General features: G+C 57.1%; 16 protein-coding genes and 1 tRNA gene. 5 read left to right on the top strand and 12 right to left on the bottom strand.

Annotated elements, in window-relative coordinates; translation table 11 throughout:
- Positions 1-84: 84 nt before the first annotated feature.
- The 11 genes from P8T57_RS02660 to P8T57_RS02610 all read right to left on the bottom strand — a co-directional run bounded on the left by P8T57_RS02660 (position 85) and on the right by P8T57_RS02610 (position 7,205).
- A complete protein-coding gene (locus P8T57_RS02660) occupies positions 85-342 on the bottom strand; it encodes a RebB family R body protein (RefSeq protein ID WP_007090418.1) in 258 nt (85 codons plus the stop codon).
- Between the two features lie 59 nt (positions 343-401).
- The gene (locus P8T57_RS02655; RefSeq protein ID WP_341364483.1) at positions 402-725 is read right to left on the bottom strand and encodes a RebB family R body protein; all 324 of its coding nucleotides are present in this window, start codon (positions 723-725) and stop codon (positions 402-404) included.
- Between the two features lie 93 nt (positions 726-818).
- On the bottom strand, positions 819-1,043 hold the full coding sequence (locus P8T57_RS02650) for a RebB family R body protein (protein ID WP_007090416.1): 225 nt from the start codon (positions 1,041-1,043) through the stop codon (positions 819-821).
- Positions 1,044-1,278: 235 nt separating this feature from the next.
- The gene (locus P8T57_RS02645) at positions 1,279-1,524 is read right to left on the bottom strand and encodes a RebB family R body protein (protein ID WP_007090415.1); all 246 of its coding nucleotides are present in this window, start codon (positions 1,522-1,524) and stop codon (positions 1,279-1,281) included.
- Positions 1,525-1,535: 11 nt separating this feature from the next.
- Complete coding sequence (locus tag P8T57_RS02640) at positions 1,536-1,835, bottom strand: RebB family R body protein (protein WP_037990913.1); 300 nt, start codon at positions 1,833-1,835, stop codon at positions 1,536-1,538.
- Between the two features lie 126 nt (positions 1,836-1,961).
- Entirely contained in the window at positions 1,962-2,297 is a 336-nt protein-coding gene (locus P8T57_RS02635) for a RebB family R body protein (protein WP_007090413.1), read from the bottom strand.
- A 202-nt stretch (positions 2,298-2,499) separates the two neighbouring features.
- Positions 2,500-2,823, bottom strand: a complete 324-nt coding sequence (locus P8T57_RS02630; protein WP_007090412.1) for a RebB family R body protein — start codon at positions 2,821-2,823, stop codon at positions 2,500-2,502.
- Positions 2,824-3,053: 230 nt separating this feature from the next.
- Complete coding sequence (locus P8T57_RS02625) at positions 3,054-4,268, bottom strand: RNA polymerase sigma factor (RefSeq protein ID WP_007090411.1); 1,215 nt, start codon at positions 4,266-4,268, stop codon at positions 3,054-3,056.
- Between the two features lie 259 nt (positions 4,269-4,527).
- Complete coding sequence (locus tag P8T57_RS02620; protein WP_037990915.1) at positions 4,528-5,169, bottom strand: hypothetical protein; 642 nt, start codon at positions 5,167-5,169, stop codon at positions 4,528-4,530.
- Entirely contained in the window at positions 5,169-6,932 is a 1,764-nt protein-coding gene (locus P8T57_RS02615; RefSeq protein WP_341364482.1) for a hypothetical protein, read from the bottom strand. The genes P8T57_RS02620 and P8T57_RS02615 overlap by 1 nt, the downstream gene beginning before the upstream one ends.
- A gap of 197 nt (positions 6,933-7,129) precedes the next feature.
- Positions 7,130-7,205, bottom strand: a tRNA-Thr gene (locus P8T57_RS02610).
- A gap of 220 nt (positions 7,206-7,425) precedes the next feature.
- Here P8T57_RS02610 and P8T57_RS02605 point away from each other — a divergent pair.
- A complete protein-coding gene (locus tag P8T57_RS02605; RefSeq protein ID WP_341364481.1) occupies positions 7,426-8,220 on the top strand; it encodes a class II glutamine amidotransferase in 795 nt (264 codons plus the stop codon).
- A 2-nt stretch (positions 8,221-8,222) separates the two neighbouring features.
- Here the strand turns inward: P8T57_RS02605 and P8T57_RS02600 are convergent, their stop codons facing one another.
- On the bottom strand, positions 8,223-8,996 hold the full coding sequence (locus tag P8T57_RS02600) for a DeoR/GlpR family DNA-binding transcription regulator (protein ID WP_037990920.1): 774 nt from the start codon (positions 8,994-8,996) through the stop codon (positions 8,223-8,225).
- Between the two features lie 228 nt (positions 8,997-9,224).
- Between P8T57_RS02600 and P8T57_RS02595 the strand changes: the two genes are divergently transcribed.
- From P8T57_RS02595 to P8T57_RS02580, 4 genes are read left to right on the top strand one after another with little or no spacing between them, the layout of a single operon-like run.
- Positions 9,225-10,208, top strand: coding sequence for an ABC transporter substrate-binding protein (locus P8T57_RS02595; RefSeq protein WP_258548392.1), 984 nt, complete (start codon positions 9,225-9,227; stop codon positions 10,206-10,208).
- On the top strand, positions 10,208-11,944 hold the full coding sequence (locus tag P8T57_RS02590) for an iron ABC transporter permease (RefSeq protein WP_037990921.1): 1,737 nt from the start codon (positions 10,208-10,210) through the stop codon (positions 11,942-11,944). The genes P8T57_RS02595 and P8T57_RS02590 overlap by 1 nt, the downstream gene beginning before the upstream one ends.
- Positions 11,932-13,008, top strand: coding sequence for an ABC transporter ATP-binding protein (locus tag P8T57_RS02585; protein ID WP_341364480.1), 1,077 nt, complete (start codon positions 11,932-11,934; stop codon positions 13,006-13,008). The genes P8T57_RS02590 and P8T57_RS02585 overlap by 13 nt, the downstream gene beginning before the upstream one ends.
- A complete protein-coding gene (locus tag P8T57_RS02580; RefSeq protein WP_341364479.1) occupies positions 13,008-14,096 on the top strand; it encodes an MBL fold metallo-hydrolase in 1,089 nt (362 codons plus the stop codon). The genes P8T57_RS02585 and P8T57_RS02580 overlap by 1 nt, the downstream gene beginning before the upstream one ends.
- Positions 14,097-14,098 lie beyond the last annotated feature (2 nt).

The raw sequence follows: 14,098 nt of genomic DNA, 5'->3' as shown, positions 1-14,098 counted from the left end.
GCCTCATCGCGTTAACAGGTCGGTTTCAGGAGCTTGGCGCAAAGTTGCCGGACGTTTAAGGCATGGGAAATCATGTTGGCGGCGTCAGGATTTGCCGCCGCCACCCATGCCGCCACCGGAGCTGTCGAGAATCATTTTGCACGCACTGGAGGTTACGGCATTGCCGATCTGTTGCAGTCCGCCCTGGGTTTGCATGGCGTTCTGCATCGATAGACTGATCGAATGTGCCATCGTCTGATACACGAGCCCCATTGCCTGTGCCGGAGCCTCGCCCAGAACCTTGACGTTGGTCTGCGTGACCGCGTCCGTAATCTGGGAATTTACCGGGGTGTTGTCTGCCATGTCACGCCCTCACTGAAATTTCCGGATAACACGCACGGCGCGTGACATCCGAATGCTGCCTACCGGCGAGTTGCTGCCAAAATGACCAAAAGGGTCAGAAGTGTGTTGCTGTTGTCGGATCGCGACAGCTTGGTTGTTGCCTGCGCGCCGGCCATTGTATTGACCGAGTAAAGCTGCATCACACCCATATTGGTCGCGGCCTGCGAGCACATCGAGGCCTGTTGCTGGGCCTGGATAGCGTTCTGGAACAGGATGGATGTCGAATGCGCGGCACTTTGATAGATCATGCCCATGGCATTCGACGGGGCCGAGCCGAGAACGCTGACCGATGTCTGGGTCACCGCATCTGTGATCTGACCGTTCACTGGGGTTGGAATAGCCATTTCTTCCTCCGATTTGGCGGTCACGATGACCGTACCCGTTTTGACGCAGATGATTGATCTTTGTGACAAAAATCCTGATTGATGACCTTTTTATCAACCCGCCTGGGCTGTGATCATGGCCACCAGTTTTGAGGTTGCGGTATTGGCGACCTGTTGCATGTTTCCCTGCGTCAGGGTGGCGTTTTCCATGGCCAGGCCTGTTGAATGGGAATGCGATTGCAGGGCGATCGATACCGCCTGTGCCGGGCTTTCGCCCAGCACCTTGACGTTGGTCTGAGTCACGGCATCGGTGATTTGCGGATTGACGATATCGCTCATGACGTCATGCCTTTGTCTTGAAGGTTTGTCCGCAGGTCGGGTCAGAACCGACGGAGCCGGTTAAAGTGCCGTTATTGTCCGGCCTGTCTCTGTCTTTCGTATTCGTCCTGCTGGCGTTTAAGTTCGTCGTCGGTCAGTTCGATATTGCTGTTCGGGTCTTCCGGTATTTTGGGGGCGGGAGGCGGTGCGCTCTTGAGGTCGGGGGGGCGCTTTGCTGTCCCATTATTATCCCCCCTTAGGACTTTGGGCCTTTGTCCCCGATCGCCAGCGTATTGCGGGCGCATTCCATGGTGGTCGCCAGACTGGCGACGGCAAGCTGTTGCTGTTCATTGACCATGTTTGCAAACAGCACACCCTGTGCCTGGGCCTGCGACAGGTAAGTCTGCATGGTTCCCATGGCGGGTGCGGAGCCGATGACGGTGGTATTGGTCTGTGTCACGCCATCGGTGATCTGTTCGTCGACTTCGCGCGGGTTGCTCATCGTTTTGATCCTTATCGGTTAGGACGCGACATCATCTGTTCGATGCTTTTGGTCAGGGTGGCCATGCCGGTCATGGATAGTTGCCGCTGACCGGAAACCATGTTGGCCATCAAAACACCCTGTGCCTGTGATTGAGCCAGCATGGATTGCAGGGTGGCATAGGCCGGGCCGACACCAAGGGTGCCAACATTTACCAGACTGACAGCGTCACTGATCTGATGGGATACCTGATCCTGCAAATTTTCCACCGCGTCTGCGACGGAGGTTGCGTCGGAATTGTTGTCGGACGGGTCGGTATTTGCCGGTGCCATCGCGGTCTCCTTGGCTGGCGCGTGAACTACATCGCAATGACGGTGAGGATCGGAATTTGTGACACAAAAAAAGCCCGGCAAGCTTTTGCATGCCGGGCCGGTTCGGGCGGCGAAACCAATGAAGGTTTACGACACTGCGGTGCCGGTGGTTGCCTTCAGGGCGGACAGCAATGCAAGCATGTTGTCCGGAACGTCGCTGGTTGCGATTTTCTGCGTTGCCACGGCACCTGCCATGGTGTCGACGGAATAGACCTGAATGACGCCCTGGTTGGTTGCAGCCTGCGACGAGATGCCGACCTGCTGCTGGTTGCTGACGGCGTTTTCGTAAAGAATGCCGTGGGAATGTGCCAGCGACTGAAACAGCGAGCCCATGGCCATGGCCGGTGCATCGCCCAGTACTTTGACATTGGCCTGGGTCACTGCATCGGTAATCATGCCATTGACCGGGGTATTATCAGCCATAATCTGTCTCCTGGTTGCCTGGATAAATATGCCGGAAACCGGCCCGTTCCGCGTGGTGCGCGGCGATCAGTCATTTGACGGTGAGGATATGCCTTTGTGACGTCAAACCGTCAAAAACTGCGGGCGGAATTGCCGGGAAACGATATTGGGCGGCCGGTCGGAAAACGGGCCGCCCAATCGGGGAGGTCTTGGAGGACGGGGCTTAGCTTTTGACGGCCTGAAGGGTGGTCAGAAGCGAAAGCATGTTGTCGGGGACGTCGCTCTGGGCAATTTTCGAGGTCGCGACGGCATCGGCCATGGTGTCGATCGAATAGATCTGGATGACACCCTGGTTGGTTGCCGCCTGAGAAGAAATGCCAAGCTGCTGCTGGGCGCTGACGGCATTTTCATAGAGAATGCCCGTGGAATGGGCCAGTGACTGGAAGATCGAGCCCATAGCCATGGCCGGGGCATCACCGAGCACCTTGACGTTTGCCTGGGTGACGGCATCGGTGATTTGACCGTTTACCGGGGTCGGAATCGCCATTTCAAAACTCCTTCGTATGCTGCTTGCGGTGGAAATCCTGACGGGGTTTCTCCGTCCCGAATTCACCCTATCGACGCTGGCAATTCGGGGTTGTGACAGGACGGATGATTTTTTTTGCCAGCAAGGGGATTTCTGTAAGTCTTTTGCGGGCCGGATCTTTTCCAAGCCCGGCGTTGAAACGGGCAGAATGGCATTTGTCATTCTGCCCGTTAAACAGGTTTCACGTGCGGTTACTGGATGCCTGCGCCACGCAGATGGTCGCGGGCAAGCTGAACGCGTTTACGCACGGCACAATTGCTTAGTCCGAGATTGACCGCGATATCATCGTAGCTGCGGTCTTCGACACATCGCATCAGAAGCGGTTTGCGCAGTTTTTCAGGAAGGGCGCGTAAGGCGCGTTCAAGATGGTCGAACATTTCGGTCGCAAGGAAGGATTCCTCAGGGCTGGGTTCGTTGCGACCGGAAATCGGCGGCAGGGCGGCATCCGCGGTGCCGTGGTTTTCTTCCTTGTATTCCGCCTTTCGGCGGTTTTGCCGATGCAGATCAATGCAGGCATTGTGCACGATCCGTGACAGCCAGGCGCGGTGATTACGGATTTCGTCCATTGAATCCTCGAACTTTACCGATGCCTTTAGCATGGCTTCGGACAGTGCATCCTGCGCGTCATCCATATTGCCAGACATCAGTTTCAGGCATTGCTTGAGAAGGCTGTCCTGTTGATCCATCCAGAGCGGCCAGAAATTTGGCGCGGCCGGTTCCATACCGGGAAGGTCGGAATCATCGAGGGGATCGGATTGCCATGCTCGTGGATGGGGGGCGTGTGTTGGCGGGGTGCCAAGGGGCTGGCAAGGAGCCGGTTGTTCGAAACCGAGATTGCCCAGCAGCGACATCGCATCCTGCAGGGATCGCTGCATCTGGTCGATCTGATTGCCGGTGTTGCCCGATCCTCGCGAGCCGGGCATTCCCGGCATTCCCTGCAACCCGGCCAGCCCGGCAAGACTGCCAGGATTGCCAAGACTACCGGCGATGATATCGGTTGGGCTTGGACCGTTTGACGATGGTTCCAGTCCCGGAAATCCGGCCAATGGATTGAAATTCGCCGGATAACCACGCGGCACGGCAGAGGTTTCTGGCCCGGTTTGCGGGGGGGCTGTGTGGGCTGCTGCTGTTCCTTGCTGTGCTTCTGGCGGTGCCTCTGGCGTGGTGGGTGAGGCTGACGAATTGTTTTCAAAATTACTACTTTTACGAGAATCAGTATTCAATGCGGCAAGGTAGTCCGCAGCCAGTCTGGCGCGCTGTTCATCTTTGAGGTGCGACCAGATTGATGTGACATTGTCGCCTGTCCCCAATGCCTTTTCCAAGGCATCGTCTAGGGATTGGGCAAACGTGATTTCGTTTTCCGATAGTTCTGTCTGTCCCTGTTCGGTATTCTTTTCGTACTGCACTTCGGACCCCTCCTCAGAAAGATTACAACCAAAGGCTGTTTAGGTCTCTCGCGACTATTATGACGGCGCGCAGTCTTAATTGTGAAGAAAAAGAAAAATACTATTTAAGGTTGCGCAATTCTTGGCTGGGAAAGTCGCAGATGACACCCTTTAACCTTCTGTTTTAAAAGATATTTTCCAGATTTCTCGCCTAGGTCGTGGCCCACGTCCTGCGGGATCGAGTTGCAGGTCGGACTTGCAACCTTTGGCAAAAGCCGAATCATCCATCCGCCGGTGGGGCGGCGTTTGGTGGATTTTCGGAACCGGCATTGGCAGTTTGTGGTGCTGTGGGCCGGGTGTTTTCCGACGGGGCGGTTTCCGGAGAAGGTGTAGGTTGGGGAGGCGCTGCGGCGTTTGGGTTTTGCGCGTTGCTTTGCGGCGTGGCGGGAATATTTGGTTGAGGCGTTTGTTGGGCAGTGCCGGTTTCGCTTCCGGCAGGCTGGGCGGCCGCGGGTTTTGCATCGGAAGGTGCATTTGATGCCACAGGCGGAATTGACTGTGCGATTGCCTGTTCGACCTGTCCCGCCAGATGGTTCATGCGCATGTCAATTTCCGCGACGATGATGCGGCGCAATTCATTGGCGATTTCGATCATGACCATTGCGCCCGGCTCGATCGGGGTTGATGGCGCGTTGTTGGTGCCCGATGCATTCGGGGCGGTTGCGACGGCTTTTGTGCTTTGGCTTGATTGTGCGTGGCTTCCCGCGGCGAGTTTCTGGTTCAAAACTTGCGCACGCGCACGGTCCGCGGCATTCGCCATGGCTTTCATGGTGGCCTGATATTCCTGATTGAAGGCCTTTTTTACCGCATCCTTTTTACTGCTTGCCGTTTCGACGCCAGGAAAGTTCGGGCCGCTTGTCATCAGGAGGCTCCCTTGTCCGGTTTTCCGGGACTGTTGGTGGCAGTAGTGCCGGTATCGCCGTTATTGCTGTCAGCATCGGGGGGGCTGTTGGTGTTGTCAGTGATGGCGGCCTTGCCTTTTACCGATGCTGGCTTCGCCGGGGCTGATTTGGCGATATTTGTGCCTTTGTCCGGTTTGTCGGTCTGGGTTGCGTCGGTGGTGCTGTCGTTACCGGACGGTGCGGGCAGCACAAACCCATAGGCGGCAAGCCCGTCATCGTCCGGGGTATCGGTGATGCTGATCAGGCTGGTTTGCAGGCTGGATGTTGCATTGGCGATCATGCTTTCGGCGCGGCATTCGGTATCCTGGCCCGGATCGATGCAGCCGAGCATCGCGGTCGGGGTCGAGATTTTGTGATCGCCGCGCAGTTGTGCGGTGACCGAAAAGCCCGACGCAGCCCCGCGCAGGATCAGCGCGACAAGGGTTGCGCCCGATTTACCGTCGTTGGGGGCGATGACCTGCATGCGAAGCGATAGGCTGGTTTCGGTCGTGAGGGGGACGTCACCCTGCAAGATCGGGCTGGGCAAAGCACCTGTATATTGCAGTTGAACCGGGATCGAGGTCGGGATGCTGGTGATGGCCGATGTGATGCGCAGGGTGGCGATGAACGGATCCTGCGTGCTGTCAATCGTACCGAGTTGCTGATCCATGCCAAGGCTTGCCGGAGCAACGGGTTCGGCAGCGTCCGGGATCGAAGTGCCGGAGTTGTCCGTACTGACGCCGCCCGCTGCCAGTGTTGCCGCGGCCATGTGCCATTCGCTGGACGGTAATCCACCGATGATGCTGGCCCGTGTCAGAGACGGCAGGGTTGCCGGGATATCAAGTGCCAGCCGGGCGGTGTTGATATCTTGTGGTCCTACCGATAGCGCCCATTGCCGGATATCAGCCGGGGTTTCGGCGGCATCAAGCCGTGCGGTGACAATGGCATCCGTGTCGCTGCCGGTAGGGCCGGGGTTGGGCAATTGATCAAGTGTGATCGACCAGTCCGGCGTCTGGGCATTTTGGGCATTGCCAGATAGCTCGGGCAGAAGCGGGCGATAAAGATCGCCATACGTCACGCTGCCTTCGAGCCGTGTCACACGGCCGTCATCACGGATCAGGTCAACGCGATAGGATTGCGGGCCTGTGGGGCTGGACATGCCGGATGTCGGGCGGCTTGGCATGGTTAAGGTATCGTCGTGATCCTGAAAGCGGGGGGGGGCTTCTTCGTCGGTGAGATCGTCGTCCCGGTCGTCCCCGTCGTCCCCGTTATCGGGGGTGTCGGCAGCAGTGGGGGCGGAGCCGTTAGATGATGTTTCCGGTGTCGCGTTTTGCGGGGCCGGAGCCGGTACGGTCGCGCTCGCCGTTGTGGTCAGGTTGCCGTATTCGTCGTAGCTGTAAGATGACAGTGGCGGGACTGCCTGCATCGGCTGGCCAAGGGCTTGTTCGATTTTCTGCATGGCATATTCGATCAGATTCTGGCCTTGCAGTGGTGTATGGCCCGATAGCCCATCGAGCGGCCCCGGATTGTTGCCGCCGTTCGCGCCACTGGACGGATCGGGGATCGGGGAGGCCGATGACGGGCGGGGAATGACGGCGTCAAGACCCCATTCCTTTGCCGTGTCGAAACCCAGCACATGGGCCCACGGCCAGTTATCGACGGCCGGGCTTTTGGGGCCGTTGGTGGCGGCGGGATTGCTTCCGCCATTTTCGGTGCTGTTGGGCTGTTGGTCTTTGTCGGTCATGCTGACAATCCCCTGGTTGCACTTGCGAAACGCTGCGGAGGGTGCACGCCTGCGCCGAACCGGATTTCACAAGGATTGCGACGGTTCACATGTCAAAAGGACGGGGAGCACCGGAGGTTGTGACAAAAAACGTCAAATCGCGTCCTGGGAAAGGCAACAAAAAACCCCGCAGGGCTGTTCGCCCGACGGGGTTATAGTGGTGCTGATGATAGGATTTGAACCTACGACCTACGCATTACGAATGCGCCGCTCTACCAGCTGAGCTACATCAGCACGATTCATTTTGTGGCGCGGAAAATACGGATAATCCCCCCGGTTGGCAAGTGCTTTATTCTTCTTTTTATTATCCATCCCCAACTGTATCGGACAGATTGCGCAAGGCAGCCGGAAGATCGACCAAAACCATAAATATCACATTGACCGTTATGTAGTTCCCCGGCATAGATAACGCGTCGCGCCGCTTCATGCCGTAACGTCAATCAAGGGAAGTCATATGTGCCGCTGGCTGAGCTATATCGGAGATCCGGTTTATCTTGAAAAACTGGTGTTCGAGCCGCGCCATTCCCTTGTTGAACAAAGCCTGCATGCCGAACAGGCCAAAACGCCGACCAATGGCGACGGGTTTGGTATCGGCTGGTATGACGAGCGCAAGACGCCTGGTCTTTATCGTGAAATCCTTCCGGCTTGGAATGATCCAAACCTGCGGTCGCTTGCCCATCATATCCGATCAGGCATGTTTTTCGCCCATGTCCGGGCATCGACGGGGACCGAAACCAGCCGCACCAACTGCCATCCGTTTGCGCATGACAATTACCTGTTCATGCATAACGGACAGATTGGGGATTATCCGTTGGTGCGGCGTGTGCTGGAAGCGATGATCGATGATGAATTTTACGCCACTCGCCATGGCACGACCGATAGCGAGCTTATTTTCTGTCTGATGCTGACATTTGGTTTGCGCACCGATCCGCATCGCGCGATCCGCAAGACGATTGAAGTTGTCGAACGTGAAATGAACGAACGAGGCGCAACTGCGCCCTTCCGTTTCACCGCCTGTCTGTCAAATGGCGAAAGCGTTTGTGCCATCCGCCATGCCAGCGATGACAAGCCGCCATCGCTTTACTGGCGCAAGCGTGGGGATCATGTCATTGTCGTGTCCGAACCGCTGGATGCCGAAAGCGATAGCTGGATCGCGGTGGCCCCCAATCATACCCTGCATGTTTGCCGAGATTTGAATATCTGCGAAGAACCGACACTGTCGGCGACCGGGTGCAAGGGCGCAGTCTGATCCTAGTTCGCGACGATCACCTGTGATCGGCCCCGAACCAGTTGCTGTTGCAAAATATCGCCCGGTGCGGTGTTAAGCATTACGGTTTTGAAATCCGATGCATGACCATCGCGGCACAGGGCCTTGCGACCGACCTTTTTTTCATCGACCAATAGGATCGCGTGATCGCAGCAGGCGACAAGGGCGCGACGTGCGCGGACTTCGTCCATGTTGAAATCCATCAGGTCCCCGGTTTCCGACATCCCCCCGACACTGACAATCCCGAAATCGGCGCGGTAGGTGCCAAAGAATTCCGCACTGTCAGCCCCGATGATATCAAGATCGCGGGTGCGGATGGTCCCGCCCGCAAGGCGCAACGTGACATTGGGCGCGTTCTGTAATGTCAGTACCACATGGATATTGTTGGTCAGCACCGTCAGATTGCGGTGCGAGGCCAGGCTTTGGGCGGCCAGTTCGGCGGTGGTGCCGGTGCCAATCGCGATGGTGCAGCCTTCGGGGATGATATCGGCGAGTTTGGCGGCAAGGGCGCGTTTGCCGCTGCGATTCCAGACTTCGCGTTTTTCATAGGCCGAGTTATCCGGATCGGGCGCCGGACCGGCAAGGCCATGACGGCGGAAGATGCGCCCCTGTTCCTGTAAATCGCGCAGATCGGTCCGGATTGTCTGGACCGAGACGTTAAAGCGGCGTGCCAGTTCTTCGACCGCCATGAAGCCGCAGGATTTGACAAGGGCGACAATCCGGTCGCGGCGGCGGTCAAGTGGCACGGGATCGGACATTGGTTTCCTTTGATGTTCTTTCGTTCGAAAGCATGTGTTTCGCGATGTCAGGGAGTATAAACAGGCTTGGTTGTGTCTGAAAAGCCCGGCACGCTTGTTGAAACATTTAATTCTTTGCTTTGTCACACAACTGAAATCGAAATCCATATAGCGTCCCCGTCGGATTGTTTTCGAACGAAACCTTCGGGGTGGCCGCAAAGGTACGCCCCACGCAATCAAGGGATGTGGATGATGCGTAACGTTCTTCTTGCTGCCGTGGCTTCGGCTGCGATGATGCTGCCAGTTGTTGGTCAGGCCGCCGAAAAACTGGTTCTTTATACCAGCCAGCCAAATCAGGATGCCCAGACCACCGTCGATGCCTTCAAGTCCGCCTATCCGGATGTTGAAGTCGAATGGGTGCGTGATGGCACCACCAAGCTGATGGCAAAACTGCGTGCCGAGATTGCGGCAGGTGATCCGCGCCCGGATGTTTTGCTGATTGCCGATACCGTGACACTGGAAGGCATGAAGGGCGAAGGCCTGTTGCAGGCGTATAAATCGCCCGAAGCATCGGCCTATGAAGCCGCCCTTTATGATGCGGACGGTTATTACTATTCGACCAAGCTGATCACGACCGGCATCGTTTATAATACCGGTGTCGAGAAAGCCCCGAAAAGCTGGGCCGATCTTGCCGATCCGGCGATGAAAAATCAGGTCGTGATGCCAAGTCCGCTTTATTCTGGTGCGGCCCTTATTCATCTGTCGACCCTGACGGAAAACAAGGAGCTGGGTTGGGATTATTATCAGGCACTGGCCGCGAACGAAGCGCGCGCACAGGGTGGTAATGGCGGCGTGTTCAAGGCCGTTGCATCGGGCGAAAAGCCGTATGGTGTGGTTGTCGATTTCCTTGCGATCCGTGGCAAGGCCGAAGGTTCGCCGGTTGATTTCGTCTTCCCGACCGAGGGTGTCACTTATGTGACTGAGCCGGTTGCGATCATGAAAGACGCCAAAAACGTCGATGCGGCGCACAAGTTTGTTGATTTTGTTCTGTCGAGCAAAGGCCAGGAACTGGTTCTGGACATGGGTTATGTCCCGGCACGCGGCGACATGGCATTGCCGGAAGGTTTCCCGGCACGCAGCGACATCAAGCTGATGGATTTCAATCCGGCAGTGGCCCTGGAACAGGCAGAAGCGAACAAGAAAAAGTTCGCGGACATTTTCGGGGCTGAATAATGCAGGCTGCAAGTCGCCTTCGCGGCTTCATGCCCGGCTTTGCAAGCCCAACGGTTGGCAACCGGTCTTCGGACCGGTTGTTACCGTGGCTTTTATTGCCGGTGTTCGTGATTTCGATTTTACCGATTGCGCGCCTTGCGATTGAAGGCGTGTTTGTTGGCGGTGTGCCCAGTGCGGTTTACATCCGCGATGTTCTGGGCAGTTCGACGACATGGCGGGCAACTGCCAACAGTCTTTATACCGCAGGGCTTGGAACGATCATTTCGCTTTTGATTGGGGGCGCGTTTGCCTTTCTGGTCGCGCTGACCGATATCCGCGCCAAGGCGGTGCTGGTTTTCTGTTTCATGATCCCGATGATGATCCCGCCGCAGATCACGGCGTTGGCGTGGGTGCAACTGACCGGGCCGAGCAGTGCGCTTTTGAATGCGCTTGGCATGGCTCCCCCGATGGGATCGCCCCAGCCGTTTTATTCGGCCGAGGGGATTGCGCTTTTGCTGGGTATTCAGCATGCATCAATTGTGTTTTTGACCCTTCGGGCCAATTTGCGCATGCTGCCGCGCGAACAGATCGAAGCAGCCCGTTTGGCAGGTGCGCGTGGCGGTCGTTTGTGGTGGCAGATCATTTTGCCACTGACCAGTCCCGGTCTGATCGCCGGGACGGCGATGGCGTTTGTCACGGCCCTTGGCAATTTCGGGATACCGGCGATGCTGGGGATACCCGCCAATTATTCGACATTACCGACCCTGATTTATCAGAAGCTGGCCGGATTTGGCCCGTCGGTTCTGGGCGAGGTATCGGTGCTGGCGATGCTGATCGGGATGATTGCGATTTTGGGTGTGGCGGTGCATCACCGGTTACTGGGCAAGCGTGACTATCGTCTGATGGGGATGGTGGGGCGGCCACTTGATATCCGGTTGGGCGCACGCAGGACATTGGTTGAAGCGGTGCTTTGGACGGTTTTGATCGCCATTCTGGTGATCCCGTTGATGGCGTTGGTTGCGACCGCACTGGTCCCGGCATTTGGTGTTAAGCTGAGCCTTGCCAATTACAGTTTTGATGCGTTTTACGAAGTCCTGTTTGTTCAGCCATCGACCATCCGGGCGTTCCATAACAGTTTCATGTTGTCGGTCGGGGCGGCGGTGACGCTGGTCGCGATCTGCTTGCCGCTGGCCTATGTGATTGTAAGGCGGCCGACCCGGTTGACCCATATGGTCAATCTTCTGGTCGAGGTGCCTTATGCCTTGCCCGGTGTGGTTCTGGCGATTGCCTGCATTCTTCTGTTCATCCGCATTCCGGTAATCGATGTCAGTTTGTATGGCACGCTTGCGATCATTTTTGTTGCCTATCTGGCGCGGTTTCTGGTGATTGCGCTGCGCCCGGTGATGAACAGTTTTTCCCAGCTTGATCCGGCATTGGAAGAAGCAGCACAGGCCTGCGGTGCCGGGCTTGGCCGCCGGTTGCGCGATATTCTTTTGCCGCTGGCGGCGCCGTCTGCGGCGGCGGGAGCGTTGCTGGTGTTTTTGACGGCGTTTAACGAATTGACGGTTTCGGCCCTTCTGTGGTCGGCCGGAAATGAGACGCTGGGCGTTTTGATTTTCAATCTGGATGACAGTGGCGATACCGTTCTGGCCTCGGCCGTGGCGGTATTGGTCGTGCTGGTTGTTATTGCGTTGATGACCGGTTTCCAACTGGCATCACGTCGTTTGCCCAAGGGAGTTGTACCATGGCAGACATAAATCTTTCGCGGATTACCAAATCTTTTGGCGATTACCGCGCGGTCAATCAGGTATCGCTTGATATCCATGATGGCGAATTTGTTGCCCTTTTGGGGCCGTCGGGTTGTGGCAAGACGACGTTGCTGCGTCTTCTGGCCGGTTTCGAGGAACCCGATCAGGGCGTCATAGCCCTGGGCGGACAGGCAGTTGCCGATCCGGCCAACGGGGTGATGATCAATCCAGAGGCACGCAACCTTGGCATCGTGTTTCAGTCCTATGCGCTTTGGCCGCATATGTCTGTTGCACGCAATGTCGGTTATCCGTTGGAGGTACGCGGGCTTGGCCGGGCGGAACGTGAGGCGAAGATTGCCGAGGCATTGTCGATTGTCGCCCTTGAACCTTACGCGGATCGCAGTCCGACGGAACTTTCGGGTGGGCAGCGCCAGCGGGTTGCATTGGCGCGATGTCTGGTGATGGAGCCGCGCGCGGTGTTGCTGGACGAACCGCTTGCAAACCTTGATGTGCATCTGCGCGAAACCATGCAGCAGGCATTTCTGGATTTCCATCGCCGGACCGGGGCGACGATGATTTACGTCACCCACGATCAGGCCGAAGCCATGGCCATGGCCGACCGGATTGCGGTGATGGACAAGGGCCACATTCGTCAGATGGCGGCCCCGGAAACCCTTTACCGGGAACCGGCCGATCATATGGTCGCGGGCTTTGTCGGGGCCGGGGCGGTGTTGCCGATTGGTGACGTATCCATGCGGGGTGCCGGACGGTGTTCGGTGCGATTGGGCGATGCGGCGATCCATGCGCGGATTAGCCAGAAAGCGGCCAGCAATATGAACGAACTTGGTTTGTGTTTGCGGCCAGAGGATGTCTGGGTCGATGAGGCCGGGACATTACGCGGCTCGGTCGAGGATTGCGTTTATCTGGGCGGTCGGTTCCGTCTTCAGGTGCGGGTCGGTGCCGATCAGGTTTTACCGGTTTATGCGACGCAACGCGCACGGATCGGCGAAACCGTCGGATTGGTGATTTCAGATGGTTGGGTGTTTAACCGATCAGAAGGTGAGGCCGCCTGATGTCTGCCCGGATGCGTGTTTTATCGGGCCTTGGTGAAAAAGGCCCGGCCTGTTTGCGGTTGGAATTTTTCAATCGGCGCTGGTTGCTGGATTGCGGGGTCGGTCCGGAAAATGACAGCGGTTTTGATCCGGCATGGTTGAACAAAGTTAACGCCGTTTTCATTACTCACGACCATGTCGATCATATCGGTGCCGCGGCGGAGGTGATAGCAGCCGGTTTACCGATTTACTGTACCGAGGTCACGGCGCGATCCCTGCCTGCTGGGGCGAATGTGATCATTCTGCCGCCCTATGGGGAAATCCAGGTTGACGGTGTCACCGTCACCACCGGGCGGACCGGGCATGCCTTTGGCGGGGTGTGGCTGCATTTCGAACTGGGCGGCGGGGTTCTTTACACCGGTGATTTCTGCAAGGAGTCTGATTACTTCCTATATGACACGCCGCCCGACGCGGCGACGGTTTTGATGGATGCGTCCTATGGTATGGAGCGCCTGACACAACAGGTGCGGATCGACGGGCTTTTGACCAAGATGTCCAAACTTGACGGCCAAATCCTGTTTCCCGTACCGCCGAGCGGACGGGCAGCTGAAATGGCATTGCTGTTTGAAAAGCACGGCATTACCGATTGGTCGATGGATGCGCGGTGCTATGGCCGGGTCAAACAGGTTCTGGGTGATGGCGGATCGGATTATGTATCGTTTGATGCGATCAAAAAACTGCGCGTGCTTAAGGACAAGGCGCGTGATTTCAATCCGGATGCCAGATTGCTTTTGTGTCACGCGCCTTGCGGCACATATGGCATGGCGGGCGAACTGATTGAAAAATGGGGGCAGGACGGACGGCTGGGCCGCGATGCGCATGTAATCTTTACCGGTTTCATGCCAGCCGAGGCGCGCCGCATGGTCGAAAAGGGGCATGCGCATTTCCGGCGCTGGAATGTGCATCCGTTGTTTGATGATGTGGTCGCGATGGCCAATGATTGCCACGCGATGCAGATCGTGCCGCTGTTTAATGGCCGTCCCGAGGACTTTAGCCTTGTCGATGGCTTTGAGGGGCGGTTACAGCTTTCGGATCGGTTTTATCTGTAAAT

It is taken from the genome of Thalassospira sp. SN3W, assembly GCF_038070535.1.
Classification (GTDB): Bacteria; Pseudomonadota; Alphaproteobacteria; order Rhodospirillales; family Thalassospiraceae; genus Thalassospira; species Thalassospira xiamenensis.
This window is presented reverse-complemented; position numbering and strand designations above follow the sequence as displayed.

Bases quoted from the DNA above. Each gene is read 5' to 3' on its own strand.
- P8T57_RS02585 (WP_341364480.1), top strand. From the start codon at position 11,932: ATGGCAGACATAAATCTTTCGCGGATTACCAAATCTTTTGGCGATTAC.
- P8T57_RS02655 (WP_341364483.1), bottom strand. From the start codon at position 725: ATGGCTATTCCAACCCCAGTGAACGGTCAGATCACAGATGCGGTGACC.
- P8T57_RS02600 (WP_037990920.1), bottom strand. From the start codon at position 8,996: ATGTCCGATCCCGTGCCACTTGACCGCCGCCGCGACCGGATTGTCGCC.
- P8T57_RS02645 (WP_007090415.1), bottom strand. From the start codon at position 1,524: ATGAGCAACCCGCGCGAAGTCGACGAACAGATCACCGATGGCGTGACA.
- P8T57_RS02615 (WP_341364482.1), bottom strand. From the start codon at position 6,932: ATGACCGACAAAGACCAACAGCCCAACAGCACCGAAAATGGCGGAAGC.
- P8T57_RS02660 (WP_007090418.1), bottom strand. From the start codon at position 342: ATGGCAGACAACACCCCGGTAAATTCCCAGATTACGGACGCGGTCACG.
- P8T57_RS02630 (WP_007090412.1), bottom strand. From the start codon at position 2,823: ATGGCGATTCCGACCCCGGTAAACGGTCAAATCACCGATGCCGTCACC.
- P8T57_RS02640 (WP_037990913.1), bottom strand. From the start codon at position 1,835: ATGGCACCGGCAAATACCGACCCGTCCGACAACAATTCCGACGCAACC.
- P8T57_RS02590 (WP_037990921.1), top strand. From the start codon at position 10,208: ATGCAGGCTGCAAGTCGCCTTCGCGGCTTCATGCCCGGCTTTGCAAGC.
- P8T57_RS02580 (WP_341364479.1), top strand. From the start codon at position 13,008: ATGTCTGCCCGGATGCGTGTTTTATCGGGCCTTGGTGAAAAAGGCCCG.
- P8T57_RS02635 (WP_007090413.1), bottom strand. From the start codon at position 2,297: ATGGCTGATAATACCCCGGTCAATGGCATGATTACCGATGCAGTGACC.
- P8T57_RS02605 (WP_341364481.1), top strand. From the start codon at position 7,426: ATGTGCCGCTGGCTGAGCTATATCGGAGATCCGGTTTATCTTGAAAAA.
- P8T57_RS02595 (WP_258548392.1), top strand. From the start codon at position 9,225: ATGATGCGTAACGTTCTTCTTGCTGCCGTGGCTTCGGCTGCGATGATG.
- P8T57_RS02650 (WP_007090416.1), bottom strand. From the start codon at position 1,043: ATGAGCGATATCGTCAATCCGCAAATCACCGATGCCGTGACTCAGACC.
- P8T57_RS02620 (WP_037990915.1), bottom strand. From the start codon at position 5,169: ATGACAAGCGGCCCGAACTTTCCTGGCGTCGAAACGGCAAGCAGTAAA.